This window comes from Marinomonas sp. KMM3893 (genome assembly GCF_004352855.1).
In the GTDB taxonomy this organism is placed as follows: domain Bacteria; phylum Pseudomonadota; class Gammaproteobacteria; order Pseudomonadales; family Marinomonadaceae; genus Marinomonas; species Marinomonas arenicola.
The window spans coordinates 441640-463518 of the sequence record NZ_SJSC01000003.1 but is presented as its reverse complement, the minus strand read 5'-3'; the positions used below and the strand labels follow the sequence as shown (position 1 = coordinate 463518).

Annotated in this window: 19 protein-coding genes; 7 read left to right on the top strand and 12 right to left on the bottom strand. The window is 45.0% G+C overall.

Annotation, left to right across the window (positions count from 1 at the left end; genetic code table 11):
• Window positions 1–40 precede the first annotated feature (40 nt).
• The 4 genes from E0D71_RS10030 to dld form a co-directional block, all read right to left on the bottom strand.
• Complete coding sequence (locus tag E0D71_RS10030; protein ID WP_133003169.1) at window positions 41–586, bottom strand: DUF5943 domain-containing protein; 546 nt, start codon at window positions 584–586, stop codon at window positions 41–43.
• 92 nt (window positions 587–678) lie between these two features.
• Window positions 679–1656 carry a dipeptidase gene (locus E0D71_RS10025; protein WP_133003168.1) on the bottom strand — a complete coding sequence of 326 codons (978 nt, stop codon included), beginning with the start codon at window positions 1654–1656 and terminating at the stop codon, window positions 679–681.
• A 278-nt stretch (window positions 1657–1934) separates the two neighbouring features.
• A complete protein-coding gene (locus E0D71_RS10020) occupies window positions 1935–2630 on the bottom strand; it encodes a VC0807 family protein (protein ID WP_133003167.1) in 696 nt (231 codons plus the stop codon).
• 242 nt (window positions 2631–2872) lie between these two features.
• Window positions 2873–4609 (bottom strand): D-lactate dehydrogenase, encoded by a 1737-nt coding sequence (dld, locus tag E0D71_RS10015; protein ID WP_133003166.1) that lies wholly within the window; start codon window positions 4607–4609, stop codon window positions 2873–2875.
• A gap of 271 nt (window positions 4610–4880) precedes the next feature.
• Here dld and E0D71_RS10010 point away from each other — a divergent pair, with 271 nt between their 5' ends.
• Window positions 4881–5687 carry a M48 family metallopeptidase gene (locus E0D71_RS10010; protein WP_133003165.1) on the top strand — a complete coding sequence of 269 codons (807 nt, stop codon included), beginning with the start codon at window positions 4881–4883 and terminating at the stop codon, window positions 5685–5687.
• Between the two features lie 400 nt (window positions 5688–6087).
• Here E0D71_RS10010 and E0D71_RS10005 read toward each other — a convergent pair whose 3' ends face one another.
• Entirely contained in the window at window positions 6088–7053 is a 966-nt protein-coding gene (locus E0D71_RS10005; protein WP_133003164.1) for a transposase, read from the bottom strand.
• 222 nt (window positions 7054–7275) lie between these two features.
• On the opposite strand from E0D71_RS10005, the gene E0D71_RS10000 reads away from it, so the two are divergent.
• Window positions 7276–8151: an MYG1 family protein gene (locus E0D71_RS10000; RefSeq protein WP_133003163.1), complete on the top strand. Its 876-nt coding sequence runs from the start codon at window positions 7276–7278 to the stop codon at window positions 8149–8151.
• A 243-nt stretch (window positions 8152–8394) separates the two neighbouring features.
• Here E0D71_RS10000 and E0D71_RS09995 read toward each other — a convergent pair whose 3' ends face one another.
• Window positions 8395–9291, bottom strand: a complete 897-nt coding sequence (locus E0D71_RS09995; protein ID WP_133003162.1) for a LysR family transcriptional regulator — start codon at window positions 9289–9291, stop codon at window positions 8395–8397.
• Window positions 9292–9492: 201 nt separating this feature from the next.
• On the opposite strand from E0D71_RS09995, the gene E0D71_RS09990 reads away from it, so the two are divergent.
• Complete coding sequence (locus E0D71_RS09990) at window positions 9493–10170, top strand: glutathione S-transferase family protein (protein ID WP_133003161.1); 678 nt, start codon at window positions 9493–9495, stop codon at window positions 10168–10170.
• A gap of 103 nt (window positions 10171–10273) precedes the next feature.
• The gene (locus E0D71_RS09985; protein ID WP_133003160.1) at window positions 10274–11401 is read left to right on the top strand and encodes a zinc-binding dehydrogenase; all 1128 of its coding nucleotides are present in this window, start codon (window positions 10274–10276) and stop codon (window positions 11399–11401) included.
• A gap of 126 nt (window positions 11402–11527) precedes the next feature.
• On the opposite strand, the gene E0D71_RS09980 is transcribed toward E0D71_RS09985, so the two are convergent.
• The 6 genes from E0D71_RS09980 to E0D71_RS09950 all read right to left on the bottom strand — a co-directional run bounded on the left by E0D71_RS09980 (window position 11528) and on the right by E0D71_RS09950 (window position 18464).
• Entirely contained in the window at window positions 11528–12415 is an 888-nt protein-coding gene (locus E0D71_RS09980; protein WP_133003159.1) for a DMT family transporter, read from the bottom strand.
• Window positions 12416–12653: 238 nt separating this feature from the next.
• Window positions 12654–13118, bottom strand: a complete 465-nt coding sequence (locus E0D71_RS09975; protein WP_133003158.1) for a hypothetical protein — start codon at window positions 13116–13118, stop codon at window positions 12654–12656.
• Window positions 13119–14017: 899 nt separating this feature from the next.
• Window positions 14018–14857 (bottom strand): hypothetical protein, encoded by an 840-nt coding sequence (locus tag E0D71_RS09965; protein ID WP_133003156.1) that lies wholly within the window; start codon window positions 14855–14857, stop codon window positions 14018–14020.
• Between the two features lie 115 nt (window positions 14858–14972).
• On the bottom strand, window positions 14973–16088 hold the full coding sequence (locus E0D71_RS09960; protein ID WP_133003155.1) for a hypothetical protein: 1116 nt from the start codon (window positions 16086–16088) through the stop codon (window positions 14973–14975).
• A gap of 205 nt (window positions 16089–16293) precedes the next feature.
• Entirely contained in the window at window positions 16294–16479 is a 186-nt protein-coding gene (locus E0D71_RS09955; RefSeq protein WP_133003154.1) for a hypothetical protein, read from the bottom strand.
• Window positions 16480–16982: 503 nt separating this feature from the next.
• A complete protein-coding gene (locus E0D71_RS09950) occupies window positions 16983–18464 on the bottom strand; it encodes a carboxypeptidase M32 (RefSeq protein WP_133003153.1) in 1482 nt (493 codons plus the stop codon).
• A 382-nt stretch (window positions 18465–18846) separates the two neighbouring features.
• Between E0D71_RS09950 and E0D71_RS09945 the strand changes: the two genes are divergently transcribed.
• The 3 genes from E0D71_RS09945 (at window position 18847) to E0D71_RS09935 (ending at window position 21747) form a co-directional block, all read left to right on the top strand.
• The gene (locus tag E0D71_RS09945) at window positions 18847–19848 is read left to right on the top strand and encodes a TRAP transporter substrate-binding protein (protein ID WP_207923363.1); all 1002 of its coding nucleotides are present in this window, start codon (window positions 18847–18849) and stop codon (window positions 19846–19848) included.
• A 94-nt stretch (window positions 19849–19942) separates the two neighbouring features.
• Window positions 19943–20440: a TRAP transporter small permease subunit gene (locus tag E0D71_RS09940; RefSeq protein ID WP_133003152.1), complete on the top strand. Its 498-nt coding sequence runs from the start codon at window positions 19943–19945 to the stop codon at window positions 20438–20440.
• Window positions 20437–21747 (top strand): TRAP transporter large permease, encoded by a 1311-nt coding sequence (locus E0D71_RS09935; protein ID WP_133003151.1) that lies wholly within the window; start codon window positions 20437–20439, stop codon window positions 21745–21747. The genes E0D71_RS09940 and E0D71_RS09935 overlap by 4 nt, the downstream gene beginning before the upstream one ends.
• The last annotated feature ends 132 nt before the right edge of the window (window positions 21748–21879 follow it).

Sequence of the window (21879 nt, the reverse complement as noted above, 5' to 3'; positions counted from 1 at the left end):
ACCCCGCCTTATTTAAAATAACGGACAACAAGTCAAAAGATTACAGTGGTGACACCGAGAAGTAGCCCACATCGCACCCTTCTTCTGCAGCACTCTGTGTTTGAATGGCTTGGCTGCGCACTGTCAGCCCTTGGCTTTTGGCCACCTGATCGAGCGCGCCAGCGAACCAGCCGGTGAACATATAATCCACCTTGCGATTCACCTTACAACCGTGTTCTTGCTGATAATGGTACACAAAGGCGGAGTTTTCTAAGCGCACCTTAGCGGTGCCGTTTGCCACATCCAAGGCTTCGGTAATAAAAAAGCCCCAGCCCCGTTGTGAAAGACGTTTTAAATAATGGTGCCACACTTCATCGCCGCTAAAGCCGTGCAGTTCAGCTTCTTTTTCACACCAAAAATACGCAGATTTATAGCCGGCTTTGTAGAGAATTTCGGCGTATCTATCTGCGCCTATTTCGGCTTCAATCGCCATATGGTTATTAACGAAAAAATGGCGTGGTACATACAGCATTGGCAAAGCATCGGTATTCCAAACACCGGTGTCATCATCGACGGCAATTGGCATTTCTGGTGCATGAGTTCCCATAATTTTTTTCCTAAGACATTGGTCGCTAAATTGATTAACTGAACATTAAAACCCTATGAACGAAATCGCTTGAACGTCACAACAAGAACCTCTTATTCTCCCCAGACGTTCTCAAGCAATGACACCCAATTCTCGCCCATGATTTTGCACACTTGACGCTCGCTGAAGCCGCCTTTCAATAAGGCCTCGGTTAGGTTAGGAAACTCGCCCACGGTGCGAATGCCTTTCGGGTTAATAATCTCCCCAAAGCGCGTTAAACGGCGTGCATAGCCTTTGTCATGAGTTAGGTATTCGAAGAAGTCTTCGCCGTGGCCTTGGGTGAAATCGGTGCCAATGCCAATGGCGTCTTCGCCCACTAGGTTGTAGATGTAACGAATCGCTTCTACGTAATCGTCAATGGTGGCATTGACGCCTGCGCGCAAAAAAGGCGTGAACATGGTAACGCCCACAAAACCGCCATGATCGGCGATGAACCTAAGCTCTTCGTCGCTGCGATTGCGAGGGTGCTCTTTTAGCCCTGACGGCAAACAATGAGAATAAGCGACCGGCTTGTTGGATTCGAGAATGACTTCTTTGGCGGTATTAGGCCCCACATGAGATAAATCACACAGCATGCCGACGCGGTTCATTTCAGCCACTATTTCACGACCAAAGCCGGATAACCCGCCATCCCGTTCGTAACATCCGGTGCCGACCAAATTTTGCGTGTTGTAGCACATTTGTACTATGCCCACGCCAAGGTCTTTAAAAATCTGTACATAGCCAATTTGGTCTTCAAACGCATGGGCATTTTGAAACCCCATCATGACCCCAGTTTTGCCCTCTGCTTTTGCCCGATGGATGTCTTTGGTGGTGTACACCTTGGTTAATAAATCGCTATTGGCTTCGATCAGCTGATTCATCTCAACCACATTACGAACGGTACCTTCAAAGTTTTCCCAGAAAGACACAGTACAATTAGCGGCGGTTAATTTTCCCTTGGCCATGTCTTCAAAGAGTTCACGGTTCCACTTCGCACAAATCAAACCATCGATCACTATGGCTTTATCATGTAGCTCTGCTGCGTTCATTGCTCTTCCTTCCTGATTAAAATCGAGGTTTTAAAGTTGGTAAACATCAATGAACTCAGTGTAATTTTTCGATTCGCGAGAGAGGTGGCTGGAAACGACTAGAGGAACACCAAAAGCGACTTGGCCAAAACGCACAACAAGGCGACTGCCCCATTAATACGAAAAAGGGATCATGAAAGGACTCTAAGGGAACGAAGAAATAAAAAATGGCCCTGTTTATCTAGCGTGATAAACAGGGCCATGGACGATCGAACAGGCGGTGTTACGCGAAGGAAATGCTATTTTTTAACCAACAACTCTTCCAGTTTTAACCCTGTCGCTTTATGAATACTGCGCCACAGGTAATAAAAAATGCCCATCATCATGATCATAGACGGAATCGCAATCATCGGATAACTGTATAGCGTCATTTGCCCTAGCTCTTCATTGAAGGCTTCGGTGCCCGCTGGGCTGGTGACTATCCATTTCGCCAAGATGTAATTCATCGTCGCGGAAAAAGCAAAAGAGGCCACGATAAAATAAGTGGCTTTCATCAACTGACGCTCAAATTGAGCGGTACTGTTGTTTTCAGCAAGCTTTTGCTTAATGGCATCGACGTCCATGATAGAGGCGTTAAAAAACAAAGCGCGCACCAAAGGGTAGCGTGTAAAAGTAGACACCCACACACCGATGCCGATCAATGCAGGGATCGCGGCTTCTTTGATCGCTAGCCATTTGTTGTCCAGTTCAAACAAACCAATACTGCCAGTGAGCAACACACTCACTAACCCCAACAAAGCGATGAAATTGAATTTCTTGTACTTGATAAGCTCAAACAGCCCCCAACCAAGTGGGAACGCAAGCGCAGCAACTAGGCCACCACTGACGCCAAGTTTGTCCTCACCGCTCATTTTCATCAGAATAAAAGAAGGCAAGATAACACTCACCATAAGGTCAACCATCGGACGTGGCTTGTGTGTGGGTGTACTGTTCATAATTTTGGGGTTCCAAGGTAAAAACAAAAATACTGTCGGACTATCATAAAGGAAAACGCATCCATAAAGGAAAACATACCATAAACCACATAGACAATATTTGTCCGCAAAAGTGCCATACTGAGACACAACAAGATGCCAAACCTCGCGCGCTTTTCAGACCCTTGCCGGTTGAAAAAAAAGAAGCCGAGATGTTTCCACCTCGGCTTCTAAATAGACGTTTTTGTTAATCAAAAACGCATTTATTTGCAGCCACACCCCTGATGTTTGTCATCCAGTGATTGCCAGTTTTTCAGTTTACTGGTGCCACCAATGCCGGAGTTAAAACTGTTGGTCGGATCTGTTTTTTGATAAAACTCACGCAAAGCAGGCTTCGCAATGTATTCGTGCCCAACATTATGTTCCGCTGGGTATTCAGCGCCACGAGCGTCATAGCTGGATAAAATCTGCTTTTTAACCGCCTTCGCATCCACGCCTTTTTTCATGATGTAATTTTGATGCATCACGTGGCAGAAGAAATGGCCGTAATACATTTTTACCGCCACTTTATCGTCGATCTCTGGCGGCAATTGCTCAAACCAATCTTGCTCATTACGCGGGAATGCCACGTCAATGGTCATGATGGAACCCAGATCTTTGCCATTCATCACATGGTAACGACCCAATGCACCACCGGTCACATAGCGGTGCAGAATCGCTTGATCCGCCTCGCGATCCGTACACTCTAGGAAATCCCCTTCGTTGTCTTTAAAGAAGTTTTCCAAGTAAGCTTTGGTTTCTGCAACACCCTCGTTGCTGGTTTCTACAATCCAATGATGTTCGTATTTGTCACGGTATTCTTCCATGCGTTTCGGCAAATGATTCGGAAACAGCTGGCTGATGTATTGCATCATACGATCTGAAAACTTGTTTGGCATAAACTTAAATTTTCCTGCCCAGCGATCGACCGCACGCTTTATGGCAAACATTTTAGGAATGTACTTGGTGCCCAATTTATCGATCACCAAGAAACTGTCTTTGCCGTATTTTTTACTGATGTCGTAACTGCTTCGGTGCATGTATTCGCCCGAAACAGGCAGGTTTTTAAAGGTCGACAACATATCTCGGCGCATTTGTTCCATTACCGCAGGATCGTTGGTGCCTATGTAGAAAACCTGATGTTTTTCTGGAATCGGGAAAGTATCAATGCGCACCGCAAACACCGCCAATTTACCGGCACAGCCTGATGCTTCAAACAAACGGCGAGCGTCCGCATTAAAGCGTGATGGCGTATCGGCGTCGACATCGCGAATCCGCTGTTGGTATTCGTTATCCGAGCCGCGTTTGTCTGGGAAATGAACGTCTTTTTCTTGATAACTTTGATTACCAAGGTTTTCTAACACTTGCTCTGGCGTATCGCCCAAATCAATACCAAGGTTGTTCACCAACTCCAGCTCACCGTCGCTTGTCACTTGGGCAAACAAGGACATTTCTGTGTACGCAGGACCGCGCTGCACCAAGGCACCGCCTGAGTTGTTACAAATACCACCAACAATCGATGCACCAATACAAGATGAACCAATCACCGAATGCGGTTCACGACCGAATGGTTTTAGCCTTTCTTCTAAGCCAAACAAGGTACTGCCGGCCAAGCCAACAATCTGCTTACCTTGATCGATCAATTGAATATCATCAATGCGCATGGTGCTGATAATCACAATCGGACGATCGTACTCTGCGCCATTCGGGGTAGAACCGCCGGTCAAACCTGTGTTTGCCGCTTGCATAATGACAATCACATCCGCCTTAACACAGGCTTTTAGTACTTTCCAAATCTCCACCAAACTGCCCGGTCGCACCACCGCATACGCATTACCACCACCAAGGCGAAAGCCCTGACAATATGGCTGCTTCTTGTCTTCATCCGTTAAGGTGTATTGACTTCCTACAATGGCCTTTAATTCAGTGGCCAAATCTAAGCTAAAACTGGATTCTGTCATAAAATGCTTCGTAACATGTTGATGGAGGGGCGATAAGTATACTCGACTCAAGCGACGATAAAAAAGTGTCATCTTCATTAGATGAGACATAAAAACCGGTTATATAGACAATTTTCTCTTACAGAAACTTTTCGCGCTTTCTCGACCTGCGCCGCAAGGTCATCGGGGACGAACCGCCATTAACAAATCTCCCACTGCGAGCACGAATTATTTGCTGCTAGAATGAAAAGAAACTCGACCCTAAACAGGCTATTTTTAAGGCGGTTCAGATATGAAATTAATAACGCATTCTCAGAAAGTGGCCCTAGCGGCTGCGATGATACTTCTGGTCGGTTGCAGCGCCTCGCCCACAGGGCGCACCCAGTTCGTTGCCCTACCCGACAGCCAATTGGATCAAATGGGCGCAGAGTCATTTACCACCATGAAAAAAGAAACCCCAGCCTCCGACGACGCCCAATTGCGCCAGCAAGTACAATGCGTGGCCGACGCGCTCATTGCCATATTACCGGACGATTACCGCAATCAAGATTGGGAAGTGGTGCTCTTTGACGACAAACAAGTGAATGCTTTTGCGCTACCTGGTTATAAAATCGGCGTTTACACTGGCCTTCTTAGCGTGGCGAAAAATCAATCTCAATTGGCCGCGGTCGTAGGCCACGAAATCGCCCATGTGATCGCCCGCCATGGTAACGAAAGAGTCTCCACGCAAATGGCCACCAGCCAAGCTCTGGCATTAGGCTATCAATTGAGTGGCGAAGAGTCGGTAGAGAAAACCGCGATTTTCCAAGCACTCGGCATCGGTGTGCAAGTGGGGATTATTTTGCCATTTAGCCGTACACATGAGTCCGAAGCGGATTTACTGGGTTTAGAATACATGGCCAAAGCCGGATTTGACCCAAGAGAAAGCGTAACACTTTGGCGCAATATGGCCGCCGCCGGCAGCAGCAAAACACCAGAGCTGCTATCAACCCACCCCTCCCATGACACCCGTATCAACGACTTACAAAGCAACATGCCGGCTAATCTCGCCGTCTACGACACCCTTGTCGCCCGCCATAAACAGGCAAAATGCTACTAACCACCCCTCAGGGTAAAACGCCATCAACAAAACGCGTTTTACCCTCATATCAAGACAGGCACTTCATACCCTCATATCAAGACTACTCTCATATCAAGACAGGCACTTCATAAAGCCAATTAAAACAAACACTTGATATTCGACTTACAAAAAATACCCTCATATCTAGACAGGCACTTCATAAAGCGAATTAAAACAAACACTTGATATTCGGCTTACAAAAAATGTAGCCAACCTCTTTGCGGCTAGGAAATGAATAAAACAATGATGTAAACGATAAGAAGAAGGAATGAGGCTAGAGCGCACATTCTCGTTGAGTGAAGTGGTTATTTGGCTGTTTTTGGCCATGAGAACCCCTCAACGCCATGCTGATACCTTGTAATTTATTCGACTATTTCAATCAGGCGAGTAGCTGAGCGCTTTTTCGATTGCGTCTGCGATGGTGCGATTCACAGTACTGGTCAATGGACGATACCTGCCCGACGACTCTTCCTGTTCTGGCTTCGAACTCGGTTGCAATACACACCCAATTGTCAGACGAGATATTCAATCGCTGTAGGATGGGAAGTAAGGAGGCATCAATCGAGCCTTTTTTGCCCTCTTTCACTATCCGCCCTGTCATCTCGATCAGCTCTAAATAATCCGCCAGTTTAAAAGGCAAACCGTTGGGCATGTCTTTTCGTGGATGACCGACAAAAGGATGCAGCGTCTTGGGCTGGCTGTTTTCTTTCACGGCAAGCACGCGCTTCTTAATACTGGTGAAATCGGAGCTTTCTGGAGTGTCACTAATACCCGACCTGACTGGATTTAAATCCACATAGGCCATGCAAGCGATAAGCGCCGCTTCGTCCAATAAAGCCTGGGATTTAAAGCGTCCTTCCCAGAAATGGCCGGTGCATTCGTCTTCTAGATTGGCTCGCCGTGCAATCGGCTCGTTAAGTTCTTTCATAAACCAGCTAATGTCTGTTAAGCGTGCTCGATAAGTTTCAGCGGCGGCTTCCACTACAGAGGTCACATAAGCTGGAAGCGTGCCGCCAAGCATATATTGCTGAGTAAAGGTCGTGCCTTTATGAAGCTTATGCCAGCGCTCTAACACCTCCACGACAGACCAGTTTTTCACAGTCTCTGAATCGATATGCAGCACAACATGAAGATGGTTACTCATCACCGCATAGGCACACACATCGATCGAAAAGACACTCGCGAGGAACAGCAAACGATGCTCAACCCAACTGCGTCTATGTTCGTAGCTCGCACCAGTAAATGGATCCTCACCGCACAAAAAAGCACGACGCACACATCGAGCCACGCAATGATAATAAGGGGTATCGTCTAAGCAAACCTGCTGACTTCTGGGCATTGGCATAATCCCGTTCCTCTTCCTTGAGAAAACAAAAATTAAGTATAGAAGAAGTCTGAAAAATAAACCGAAAAGAGCGGTAAGTACCGTGGTTACTGGCTTTTTCGTATGCCTGTCTTGGGTATTCTCAAATGAACTGTGTCACCCACCATTAAAACCCCGTAAAATCCCGATTTTTAGTACGTGTGTGCTGTTAAGTGAAATGAAATTAATAAAAGAGACTATAGAATGACCGAGCAAGTTCAAGTAATCGCAACGCACAATGGCAACTTTCACGCAGACGACGTATTTGCGGTAGCCGCGCTTAAACACATTTTTCCATCGATAGAATTAATACGCACACGTGACTTAGACGTCATAGCCAAAGCCGACATTGTGTTAGATGTAGGTGGGATATACGACGCAGAAAAAGACCGTTTTGATCATCACCAAAAAGGCGGCGCAGGGGCGCGAGAAAATGGCATCCCGTTTTCATCATTTGGACTGATTTGGCAAAAATACGGCCTAGCAATATGCGCAGGCAATCAAGAAGTCGCCAACTCATTGGATAAAAACTTAGTATCCGCCATAGACGCAATAGATTGCGGACACGTAGAAGGCGTAGCAACCGGCATTAGCCTGAGTCAAACCATCTCAATGTTTAATCCTACATGGCAAGAAGAAAGCGATTTTGATGCCTGCTTTGATGAAGCCGTTGCCTTTGCATCGCGTATATTAACTCGATTCATTGCTGCAGCAAGCGGTGGCGTAAACGCAAGAAGCATAGTCGCCAACGCCATAGAAAAGGCCGCGGACCCAAGAGTGATCGTGTTAGAACAATACACGCCATGGAAAACCACTGTCCTTAAGTTATCGCAAGACGCCTTGTTTATGGTTTACCCATCCCAAACAGGACAATGGCGCATACAAACCGTGCCCGTTGAACTTGGCTCATTTGAAGACCGTAAAAAGCTCCCCGCACCGTGGGCTGGCTTGTCTGATAAAGACCTGCAAGACGTAACCGGTTTAGACGATGCCATGTTCTGTCATAACGGTTTGTTCATCGCAGGCTGTGCCTCGTTTGAAAATACAATGAAAATGGCAAAAATGGCGTTGGATTATTAACCCATAAAAAAGACCAACATAGGACAGGCACCGTTAAACCCCAGTAATAACAAGGGTTTTGATATGCCTGTCCTATTTGACTTCTATTTTCCCCTCACCTTATTCACCCTATTCTGCTCTCCCTGCTAACCCTCTCTTTCTTGAGCAAATAAATTCAAGCATAGAAAAGAGACGAAAAATCTAAAACGCTGTTTTTATTGGGTTTTATGTATGCCTGTCTTAGATCGTTAGGTCTTTGCTGCTCTACCGCATTCGTTCTACTAAAAAGTCTACCGCCGCTTTTACTTTTGGTACTAAATAGCGCTGCTTTTGATACAGCAAATAAACCGCCATATTAGCATTTTGAGTGATGGCTAACTCATGCTCAAACTTGAGCTCTTGCAACGCCCCTGACTCAAGATAGCCATCGAGCGCCCATCGAGTGGACATTAAAATGCCCTCCCCCTTACAGGCTTTTTTGGCAAGCCACGATCCGTTATTTGAAATAGCGACCGCAGGCCCTGAAACATCATGCCATTGCTCATCTACTTTGCATAACCAAGGCGTTGGCCCTGTTGGCGTTTTAAAATACAGGCCACTATGGTGCTTTAATTCCATCGCATTCGCAGGCATTCCGTATTTTTCTAAATAACCGGGTGACGCGACAGGAATAAAGCCGTTATCCATGAGCTTTATGGCTAACACCCGTTCATTGGGCGCATAACCACCACGAATCGCAATATCAACATCGTCACGCCCAAGTGTCGATAGCTCATCGCTTAAGCTAACATCCAATACAATCTCGGGGTACAAGGCGCTAAATTCGTCAAGCAGCGGCAGCAAAATTTTGTCGCCAAAACCCACCATAGAACTGATCCGTAAGCGCCCCATTGGCGTAGTTTGATAACTGCGAACCGTCTCGTGGCTTTGCTCTAGTTGATTTAATATTTGTTGAACATCGTTATAGTAAATTTGCCCGACTTCTGTCAGTTTAACGATTCGGGTCGAGCGCTTTAATAAGGTCGCCCCCAAACTCTTTTCTAAATCGGCAACGCGTCTCGACAACGACGACGGCGGCACATTAAACATCTTCGCCGCTTTGGTAAAACTGCCCGTTTCGACGACTTTGCTGAAATAGCGTATTGCACGTAGTTGATCCACTCACTTCTCCACCAAAGGAATAGCTGGTTATCTTCGCTTTATTATTGCTTTAAAAGCAATAGTGATTCGTTTTTACCCCTATATATAAGTAGATTAAAACCAGTAATAATGACCCTAACGTAAGCACTGCAACCTTGACCCTCATCGCGTTGTGTTAAACACAGAGGCTCAACTTGCGCCCTCATGATGGAGCACTGACCTATGATTACTTTGCACGGTTTTGCGGCTAGCAACTATTACAACCTAATCAAACACCTGCTGCTCTACAAAGAGCTGCCGTTCCAAGAAAATCTTCTCTACGCTGGTAGTGACGAGTTACTGGCCATCAGCCCAGCGGGCAAAGTACCTGTCATCACCACAGCCGAAGGCCTGTATCTTTCAGAGTCGAGCGTCATTTGTGACTTTATCGAAGAGACTTACCCTGCCATTCCGCTATACCCTGAAAATGCAGGGGAACGTGCGGTTGTACGCCAAATCATGAAAGTGGCAGAGCTGTATTTTGAACTGCCTAGCAGACGATTTATCCTTTATGCCTTCTCAGGCACTGAAGCGCCAGAACCGGTTAAAGCAGAAGTACGCGAAGTATTAACACGCGGTGTGACTGCCTTGCGTCGCTTATGTCAGTTTTCACCTTGGATTGCCGGTGAGCAATTCACCATGGCTGACATCTACGTTTATTACGTTAACAGCATCGTCAGTAAGTTTGGTGCGAGTCAACTTAACTGGGACCTACTGGCAGAAATTCCTGGTATGAAAGCGTGGAACGAATCCATGAGCCAATCTGCCATTGCCCAAACAGTAGAAGCAGATCGCTTAGCAAATTGGCCCGAATTTATCCAAAAGGTAACGGCTCAGATACAAGCGGCGAAGACGAAATAGCACTCAGCGAGAAACACCAAGACCAAACTATTTATCAACAAAGCTTAACCAACACAACAAGCTGATAGCGTCGAAAATTCATCATTTTTAGGAGATTATCCAAATGACAGACACAAACATCCAACTTACGTCAACCATCAACGAAGACAACACATTAACACTGGCTCTACAAGACATCGGCATGCCACAGCCTGGTGATGATGAAGTGGTGATTCGCATCGAAGCCGCGCCCTTAAACCCATCTGATTTAGGCGTTCTATTCAGCGCAGCAGACATGTCTACAGCAACCCAATCAGGCACTCAAGAAAGCCCGGTCATTACTGCGAATGTGCCCGCTCAATTTATGCCATCGCTTAAAACGCGTGTCGGTAAAGCAACGCCCGTTGGCAATGAAGGGGCTGGCACCGTTGTCGCGGCTGGCGCATCGCCTGCCGCACAAGCATTAATGGGGAAAACCGTCGCCGTTATTGGTGGTGGCACTTATCGTCAATATCACTGTGCCAATGTACAAAGCTGCTTACCCTTAAAAGAAGGTACGACCGCCAAACAAGGCGCCTCCTCTTTTGTTAATCCGCTTACCGCACAGGCCATGGTGGCCACCATGCGCGCAGAAGGCCACAAAGCCATTATTCATGCCGCTGCAGCCTCTAACCTTGGTCAAATGCTCAACCGTATTTGTATTGCCGATGGCGTTGATTTAATTAATATTGTCCGTAAACCAGAACAGGAAAAACAACTGCGTGATTTGGGCGCCAAATACGTTGTTAACTCAAGCAGTGATACTTTCCTTGCGGACCTCACCGCCGCGATTATTGAAACCGGTGCAACGATAGCGTTTGACCCAATTGGTGGCGGTCAACTAACCAGCGACATTCTTAACTGTATGGAAACCGCCGCTGCACGCGATATGAAAGAACACACCATTTATGGTTCAGATACGTTCAAACAAGTTTACATTTATGGCGCACTGGACCGCGGCCCTATCACCCTAAATCGTAACTTCGGTTTTGCTTGGGCGGTAAATGGATTCTTATTATTCAATGCACTGGGCAAATTGGGCACAGAAACAGTCGCAGCGATGCGCAAACGCGTTGCAGAAGAAATCACAACGACCTTTGCAAGTCACTACACACATGAAGTGTCATTAGCAGAAGCATTACAACTGCAATCAATAGCGGGTTATGCGAAGCAAGCGACAGGTGAGAAATACTTAATTACACCTCAGAAGTAGTGATAATGAAACGGTGACGCTTTAGTCATTAAAAAAGCAGATACTGAATGTCAGTATCTGCTTTTTTTTGCTTGCGAACTCGTCGAATAAAAACAGAACAACAATGATAATAAAGGCTGTCTTTAGTTAATCAGCAACCCGCTTGCGGGTTAGCGCTATGCCTAAAATGATTAATAACATCGCCGCTAGGCTGTGCCATTCAATGACTTCGCCCAAAAGAAGCGCGCCGGTGAAATACGCCACAACAGGAATCACGTAATTAATGTACGACAGAAACGTAGGACCTGCCGTAGCGATAACGCTAAACAAAATAATGGTGCCATACGCCGTTGGCCCAACACCTAACCACAACATGGATAACGTAGCTTTTAAAGAATAGCTTTGTTGCCAAGGTAAATCTTGCCACAGCCACAATGGCACGACAGCAATGCTCGAAACAATCGTCATGCCAGCCGCGGTGACAACAGGGTTATAAGAGGGTAATCGCCTCACCAAAATGGCATTTATCGCATAACTAAACGTCGCGAGTAAAATCAATAGACCACTCAGTAAGTTACTGTGAGCGCCGACCAACGACGGCCAAAGTACAATCGCCACACCAGTAATACCTAGCAAAAAGCCGAAGATTTTAAAGCGATTAAGACTTTCCCCTGAGACAAAATAGTGTGCCAAAATCATGGTCGCCAGCGGCATAAATGCCATCAACAACCCGGTAATGCCTGAGCTAATATCCTTTTGCCCAGTGGAAATCAAAAAGAATGGCAACAAGTTACCCGCAAGACCCAGCAACAAAAATACTCCCCAAGCCAACGGCTCCACGGGCAAGCGCCAACCCTTAGCATACATAAAGAGAGTGAGAATAATCGCTGCAATCAAGACCCTTAGAGAGACAATTGCCAAAGGGCTAAAGCTTTCCAACGACACAGCGGTAAACATAAATGACGTCCCCCACAGCAAAATAAGCAACAGCAGAGAAAGCCAGTTTTTTAAAGTAGGTGTGTCATTATGAGCCATATGATTGATCCAATTAGCATTCTTACCGCATATATTAAAGAGAGAGTGTACCCGACAAGCCCCCACTTGTTTGATGTTTTTAATGCCCGCTTTCTTCAAGGCCATATTGAATAGCAAGCCTCTCTTTAGACACTCGGGTGCCGCTCCTGCTTGAGAGCACAAAGATTAATCGTAAATAAGATTAGAGGAAACGAACTAACACTTTGTTTTTATTGGGCTTTAGGTGTGCCTGTCTTAGTTAGGTCGATAAATCTCGTCTATTAATTCGATGTTCATTAGATATATTTTTTGATAATTCATGGAGCTTTTTATTTGAGAAAGATAAAAGGGTTTCGCCAAACCCTTTGCGGTGAGAATACTCAGACGCAATTACACTACCGGGGCCATTAAAAATTTCTTCATACGATCCATCTTCGTGAATTTTAATGCCAAGATAGTAATCAGGGACCTTTTTAAAAGTGAGGGATTCTTTGAATGTTGCTTTGATCTGTACTTTTCTACCATCCGATGTTTCTCCGTCATAATCCTTGGCTAAATATTCATACAAGGTTATGTCGTAGTCACGCTGAACTATAGCCTCGCCAATATCCCCGACTAAACGACCATCAATGGTAAATTCTTTAGCTGGAAGAGCTTCTTTAAGCTGCCTTATCCCTGAAAAAATTTGCCTTAGAGAATCTTCAATTATTTCGTGTTTTGGCATGTTATTCCTTTAGACGTTAAAACTTAAGTAGTACACATGCACGGTATTATATTCTTTTTAGCATAGTTATAAATCACTGGCCCTAAAGCTAGTAAAAACCGAAGTACTCTATGCCATTTTATTTATAGGATTTTATGTGTGTCTGTCTTAGTTAGATTTGTCTATGACACAATCTAATTCTGAGGAGTAAATAACTAGGTATAAATATGATACAAAAACCAAGCTATCAGAGATCTAAAGTACCGTATTTACTGGCTTTTTATGTATGTCTGTCTTGGTTAGGAGGCGAAGGCTAATCAATAAACTTAAAACTTTCAGCGCCATCAAAGTGCTTAACTCGCACTGATTTATATAATTCGGGGTCTGCCATACGAGTGTTTATAGCAACTCTATTTGTACCATCATCTCTTTTTTGCGTGTAATGCGTGGTGCAGCCACAATTTGGACAAACGTGATATGACCGTCGTTTATTGCCCCATAAGTAGACTTTTGAATGTTCTTGCTGCGTAATCTCTACTTGATCGGCTGTGTAATATGCCCACAAAGCACCAATCCTATGACAATTTGAACAATTACAGCTTGTTATCGTTTCAAGTAGTTTCTCAAACCTAAGAGTGATATTTCCACAATGGCACTTTGCTTCAATCATGAGATGTATTCCTGGTATTTAACGCCTGCATTTTCGGAAGATTTGTAGCGCAGTGAAAAATCAGTCCGACAAACTGCACTTGTTAATCCTGTCCTGATTGGTTGTTGTTTTTATTGGGTTTTAAGTATGCCTGTCTTGGATGGGCTCTTAAATCTAGATTACTCCCTCTTTAGAAATGTAACGCCCATATAAAAGACGCGTCATTAGGTGCGTCCAGAGGAACTAAGTATAGCGATTTTTGATGTGTTTTTTAGGGGTATACTTCAATTATATGCAACCTCTTGATCTTGGTTTCGCCCAGCGGATCAATTGACATTTCTTTTAACACAACTGCCTTTATTTCAGGCTTTGCCATTAATGATATATATTCAATACGATCCTGATCACCAACTACAGTAAACGAATAATCACCTTCAGAAATCTCTGTGCCACCGGTTACGGTAAGCTTGCCAGCGTTGCTACGTTTATTAAAATCAAATATATCACAAGGCACTTCTACTGGTGTTTTATCGATATGTGTCGGCGTATCAAAGATATTTTTAAATTCACTGCTTAGTTCTATTTCAGGGTCTTCTGGGTTTCCCATTGAATAATTATTAATATGACCCTCTTTGAGCTTATGATTTAATGCGCGCCAATGGTTTACTGAAAGCTCCCCAATTTTTACAACTGGTGCGTTATAAACCCTTACGTTATCACCATGAAAAACATTTATGGTGGCATTATCTTTTGCTTCATACATTGGTTTTTCTCCTTTTGCAGCAAGACCATAAATAAATTTTAAGAAATCCCAACCCTGCTGCGTAAGATCCCAAACGTCTTTTGGTGTATAAGCTGCAATTACAGGCAATGTATATTGAGCGGCCTCATAAATTATTTGAAGATCAGACTCTAAAGACCCGTGCTTAATATTGAATGTTTTTAAGTAAAACGAATCTCTGTCTTTCTTGGTGATTTTATGGCTACCATTGAGTACTAGATACGTCTTATCGAATATAGCCTGTACTTCTTGGAGTGAAGAAAGTGCCACCGGCAAGGGGATACCTTCGTTGAAGGCTGGCCCTTCCATTTTAAACCTAAAATCACTCATAACTTTCCTTGTGGTAGAAAACCCATAACGCATCACTAAGAGGTAAATAATAGTTGATTAAAATAAGCGACGAAGGAGAAAAAACCAACTGTTATTTGTCCTTTTGAGTGACTTGTTAGCCATTAACTCTCCGCTCTAGATAAACTTCGGTTAATTTATTACCTTTAAGGTCAAACAACTCAAATACGGGGCTCATTCCTTTTTGATACAGCATCGCTAGGTAGTTGTGCAGCATAGGGAAAACTTTGCGTAAGCCCGAAGAGCCGTTGGAGTTTGAGTCTTCAAGTTTAAAGATTAGATTACCCAAAACATTTTGAGCACTCAAAATTTTATAGCCGTGAAGCCCGAGATTGTTACCTATTTGACCAATTATTGTTTCTAAGCTGAGTTCAACATTTGTCATGCTCTTGAAATCTACCTCATGCATGAATTCAACAATAAAAAAATCCACTGCTATTTTATGCAATGCTTGCAGTTGATTCAGTTTATTCATTAACTGAATCAACTCATCAACTGTAACCTTAATAGTTTGAGAGTTGTTGTTACCATAATTGCAAATTATGACTTTGGCTTTTGAGTCATACCTATATGAAGAGTGGCTGGCAATATTTCGCCATTGATTGAAACTCACACCGAATAAATTATGTTTATATATTTTTTCAAACACTTCGATTTCTATAAGATTTGAAATTTCTTTCCCAAAAGATACACTTTCAGGTCTACCATGAATTTGAACACTGTCTAGGTTTACCAACATTTTGTAAATAAATTCAATGTGAGGAGCATGTACGCTTTCAACCGTATCACCTAACATTCTAAAGCAAGCTCTAGAAATATGACGTGGGTTATCACTTTCATCATGGTTTTGTAGAAAAAATGCATCATGCCAACAGGCTAAGGACTCATGAATACGTGGATAAATATTGTTGATAATTGAAACTGCTTTCTCTTTATCTTTTAACATCAAATCCCGGAACGATTTTGATAAATATAAAAGCGCTTCGGAAAACCAAATTTCACTTTCCATTTCAAGAATTACTGATATTTCCCAAGTATGGGTTGCCATATCTAATAACTTATGGACCATCTCTTCGTTTTCTATGAATTGATGGAGAGTTTTAAAAGTTAAATTATAAAATTCACCATCACTCATATTACTCTTGAGATCCATTAGAAAACTAACATCATCAACTGATGCTTCCGACATTGCGTGAATTTGACCAGACTCCATTGCTTCCCTTAATGGCTAACATCTTATTAGTAGGAATGCTCGTTTGCACTTTTTAAAAAACATCTCTATAACCACCTGATTTTTCAGTATTTTATAAAGCTAGCCACAAAATTAAAAACTGGCTCAACGAGCTTTCACATTACGTACTTAGTTTTTAACTAGGGAATAAAAAGAAGGTGTTATAAGAGGCTTAACCATCCGTTAGTTACTTTGCTTCCATTCCTTTGCTTACAAAATGTAACGCGAGTCGATCAAGATTACCAGACTGCTTTATCGTTTTTTGGTTTGTGGCTCTGGTTTGCGATTTGCTCCAAGTGCCTAGAGAAAGACGAAGACATTGGTATTCATCTAGTGCTGCGGCAACATGGCCATGTGAAAGCGCTGCTTTCATTGCCAGATTCCCGTCGTTCCTCCGTTCATACTGACCTACGTTCAATCGATGTTCTCGATGAGATCAGCGGCAGGTGTGAAGAAGAAGTGCCGAAGAGAAACGCTGGTTGGGCTGCTGGTGATGGTCAAGCAGTGCGGTCGAGGTCAGGTCAAAGCCCTTTTTGAAGCTGTGTTTATGGCTACAATAAGATCTGTAGGGCAAAAAGGGGTTCGACCCTGAGCTGTACATAACGTCACCGATCGTTTCGACTTTAACCGATGATTGGCTTTAGATATTCTCCAGTTACCGGCCTAAAGGCCAGCCCACAAGTAAATCGTATTCGACAAGTTTGGCGTTACCCGTCGGGGTCAAATCCTGAGGTATCCCCACGAATTTAAACATTGTGATAACTCATTTCAGCCAAAAGGCGCTGAAGCTGGTAGATGCTTCTTCGCCACTGAAATCGTAAAATCTGACATCCTGTCTGAACACCTCTTTTACCTAAGAAAAACCCCTTTAAGTCATTACAAGTAGCGTCCTTCTAGATGTTTTCTAAAATGTGCGGCATTCAGTGTTTCGCCTGTAGCGCGCTTGACCAGTTCATCCGTGGTGTGCAGCGAGGCTTGTGACCAGATGTTGTCGCTGAGCCATTGGAAGATGGGGCTCAGGTCGCCGCTTTGGATGGCGGCGTCGAAGTCAACGGTGTTGGTCATGGTGGCTTTGTATTGGGCGGCGTACATGGCGCCAAGGGTGTAACTTGGGAAGTAACCGAAGGCGCCATCGGTCCAGTGGATGTCTTGCATGCAGCCGTTTTTGTCGTTGTCTTTGGTGGAGAGACCAAGGGACGCTTTCATTTTTTCGTCCCACAATGCAGGCACGTCTGTGTGTTCGATGACGCCGTTGATCAGGTCTCGTTCGATCTCGTAACGTAGGATGACGTGAGCTGGATAGGTGAGTTCGTCGGCGTCCACTCGAATGAAGCCTTTCTCTACTCGGGTGTAGATTTTCTGTAGGTTCTCTTCGGCAAACACTGGGTCTTGATGCGCATTAAAGGCATCCGCTGACAGTCGTGATAAATGAGAAATAAACGGCTGGCTGCGGCCAATTTGCATTTCAAAGAATAAAGATTGGGATTCATGAATGCCCATGGAGCGTGCCTCGCCTACCGGTAAGCCAGCAAAGGCGTTTGGCAAGCCTTGTTCGTACCGCGCGTGGCCAGTTTCGTGCACTATGCCCATTAGCGCTTGCACGAAATCTTCTTCATCATAGCGCGTGGTAATGCGCACATCCGATGGCACGCCACCACAAAATGGGTGCACGCTTTCGTCTAAGCGACCACGAGTAAAATCAAATTGCAGCAGTTTCATGACTTCTAAGCCAAGGGCTTTTTGCGAGGCAGTCGAAAAACGCCCTGTTGGCATAATAATGGTTTCAGAGCGCTGCTTGGCTAAGGCTTTTTCAATCAACTCAGGAAGCCAGAGTTTCACTTCTGAAAACAACACATCCAATGAGGCGCTACTGGTGCCTGGTTCAAACTTATCGAGCATGGCGTCGTAAGGGGTAACACCAAGGGCGTCGCCTCGTATTTGCGCTTCTTCGCGGGACAAGGCAACGACTTCTTTCCAGTTTTTCTCAAAGCCTGCCCAATCGTTCTCTTGTCGTTGAGTGCGCCAAGCGTGCTCGCATTTAGAGCCCGCCATGGATTGTGCTTGCACTAAGGCTTCAGGAACGACCGTCGCTTGCTGCCATTGGCGCTTCATTTCTCTAAGGCTGGCTTGCTGTTCGCCGGTTAATGCTTCTTGCTCGGCCTGACCAAACCAGTCTTCCAATTGTGGCTGGGTAGATAATCGATGAACATGGACAGACAGTTCCGCCATGGCGTTTGAGCGCGCGTCATTGCCACCAGCGGGCATGTTGGCGGCGGCATCCCAACCGAGCATCGCTTGTGCGTGGTTAAAATGATGAATGGTTTGGTAATGGGCACTAAGCTGATCGTACTTTGACATAATTCTATTCTCTTTAAATTCGAGCGTTTTCTCATTCGAGTAGCGTCTGTGTTTTCATCATAATATTACATGCTCCCTGAGTGGGATAGGCTCCCATTGCCATCAAATCCATCCTATAAGTCATTATCTGCACTCATTCTTTTTCATAATCCGCCCCAACGAACTACTTTATAGAGTAGCAAGCTGATTATTTATTAAACGCTCACCGATCCATGCTTCATGATTAGAGCAAAACCAGACAGCTCAAAGAAATGAAAACAATGAGCAAAAAATACGCATAGACAAGGTGGATTTTTTTAAATATAGTGACTTTACCCCATTAAGTACTATTGTATAACAAATAGGATTTTCTGGATCAGATCATATAATAAGGATAAAAAAAATGATGACACTCCGTAGACACCTAAAGCAAATCGCAAAAGTTACATTGATTGGTGCCGCCTTCGCTGCATTAGCGACACCGGCAAGTGCAGACACTACTCTGCGTGGCGCCAGCATGTTCGATGAACAGCACGCATTCACAAAAACCTTGATGAAATTTGATGAACTCGTCACCCAGTATTACAACGGCGATGTGACCTTTGATTTACGCCTGAATGGCGAGCTGGGCGTGGAAAAAGATTATGTCACCTTCTTGAATCAAGGCGTGGCAATTGATTACACCATTTTAGCCCCATCCAACATGGCACGTTTTGCGCCTTCTATCCCCCTTATGGACATGCCGTTTCTTTTCCGTGATCTAGACCATTGGAATGCCGTGCTGTCGAGCAATGTGCTAGAACCGCTGGAAAAAGAACTGTCAGAGAAAGCCGACATTGTCATTGTGGGTTACGCAGGCGGCGGTACACGTAACTTAATCTCCAGTGAAAAAATCGCCAATATGGATGAGTTGGCAGGCCACAAAATGCGCGTAATGGGCGCACCGATTCAAGCTCAAGTCTTTAATGCGATTGGTGCAGCGCCTTCTGCGATTGCCTACAACGAAGTGTACAACGCCATTCAAACTGGTGTGGTAGACGGTCTTGAAAACGAAGCCGCCAGTATTCAGAACTTAAAGTTCTATGAAGTGGCGCCTTACCTAACAAAAACCGCCCACTCTATTACCGTTCGCCCTATCGTATTCAGTGGTAAAAGCTACCGCAAATTACCCAAAGACCTTCAAGCGGCCATCATGAAAGCAGGCAAAGAAGCCGGTGCTTTTGGGCGTGAGCTTGAGTCTCGTGAAGATGCGATCAAGTTGAAACAAATGGCAGACGCAGGCCAAATCAAGGTGTCTGAATTTGCCAATCGTGAAAAATTACTCGAAATGGTCAAACCTGTTCAAGATAAGTATGCCGCAAGCCTTAACGCGACGGATTTGCTAACGGCCATCCGTAACAAATAATACCTTGCGTTGAAAAGCCATTGCCCTCTCCGTGCGCGACCTCGTTCACGGAGAGTGTATTTTCATTCACGCATTCTATCTTGGAAGATTTTTTATGATTAAACGCATTTTGGAATCGCTGTGTAACATTCTGCGGGTACTACTAGGCATACTGGTAGGCGTCTTAGTTATTCCTGTCGTGATGCAAGTTGTCGCTCGCTACACCGGCATTATCCCTGTCTATTTATGGACCGAAGAGCTAGCCACCTTTATTTTTGTCTGGGTCGTGATGATCGGCTCTGTGATCGCCGTCTGGGACAATATGCATTTCGATGTCCAAGTCATTCCAGATAGTAGCAACCCGCTTATTCTGTTTATTCAACAGGCCATTGTTTATCTGCTCGTCGGCCTCTTCGGAATTTTATTCGCTTGGTACGGCGTCGATTATGCGAAGTTTGGCTATATCCAACACTCCGTCATGATGAACGCCAACTTACTGGTCACACACATCACTATTCCTCTTGCTGGTATTTTATGGGGTATTTTCTCCCTTTACCGTATGTACGAAGCCTTTGAGCACTATCGTGCCACTTCTAAAAGGATTGCTTCATGATTCTTACTACTGGACTCGCATGCGCACTCTTAGTGGGCGGCTTTATTCTCTTGGTGGTCGTCCGCGTGCCCGTTGCCTTTGCACTGGGCCTTGCCACCATCCCTGTTATTGCACTGGAAATTCGCTTAACCCCTTTTATCATCATCGACCGAATGTTTCAGTCGTACAATTCCTTTATTTTGCTGGCGGTGCCCTTCTTCTTGTTGGCCGCCAACTTAATGAACTCGGGGAAAATCACAGACAAGCTCATTGACCTCGCCAGAGTACTCACAGGCTGGATGCCCGGTGGTTTGGGTCACGTCAACGTCGCCGTTTCCATGCTGTTTGCCGGCATTTCTGGCTCCTCGACGGCCGATGCCGCCGGTTGCGGGAAAATCTTGATCCCTGCGATGATCAAAGAAGGCTATGACCGACGCTTTGCCATTGCCATTACCGCCTGTTCATCCGTTATGGGGGTTATTATTCCGCCCAGTATCTTGATGATTGTGTGGGGCGGCGTTATGCAAGTCTCGGTCGGCGCGTTGTTTCTGGCCGGTGCTGTCCCTGGCATCATGATTGGTTGCGCCCTGATGGCCACCGTTTATGGTTTTGCCAAAGTGTACGATTACCCGATTGCTCTGAAACCGACTTGGTCTTCGACGTTTAAAGCCTTTAAAGGCGCCGCGTTGGCCATGCTGACGCCAGTATTTGTAATCGTTGGTATCGTGGCGGGCATAGTGACTCCGACAGAAAGTGCCATTATTGCGGCGGGCTATTCCTTGTTTCTAGGCATGGTGGTTTACCGCACGGTGACGCCTCGTGAAGTGGGGACAATTTTATACGATACCGGCCGCTTCGCGTCCATCTCGCTCTTTGCCATTGGTACTGCGTCTGTCTTTGGTTGGCTATTGGCCTACTACAATGTGCCGCGCCTGATCATCAGCTTGATCACCGACATGGAATTAAGCAGCTTTGGAACGGCCTTGATCATTGCCTTCTTATTCTTGTTTTTTGGTCTCTTTATCGATGCGATTCCGACCATTATCATTTTAGGTACTGTGCTATTGCCAGTGGCCATTCAAGCGGACATATCCCCTGTGGTGTTTGCCATGATAGGCATTATTTCGCTGGCATTCGGACTGGTGACGCCCCCCTATGGGCTCTGTCTACTGATCTCCGCCTCCATTGGGGGGATGAACGTCATCAGTGTTTTGAAACAAGTGGTGATTATCCTTTTGCCTATGCTATTGATTTTGTTACTGGTGATCATATTCCCAGAAATCTCTCTCTGGTTACCAAGAACTTTGATGCCAAACACATTCAATTAGCCTAACACCCGCATCGTCTGCCTAAGCGTATGGCGATGCGGACAAGGTGTTAACCACAAATAAAACCATCGAGCAGCCAGCCAAAGGTATCAGTGAACACCCCCTGATAGGCCCACTGCCGATGTAAAAAAG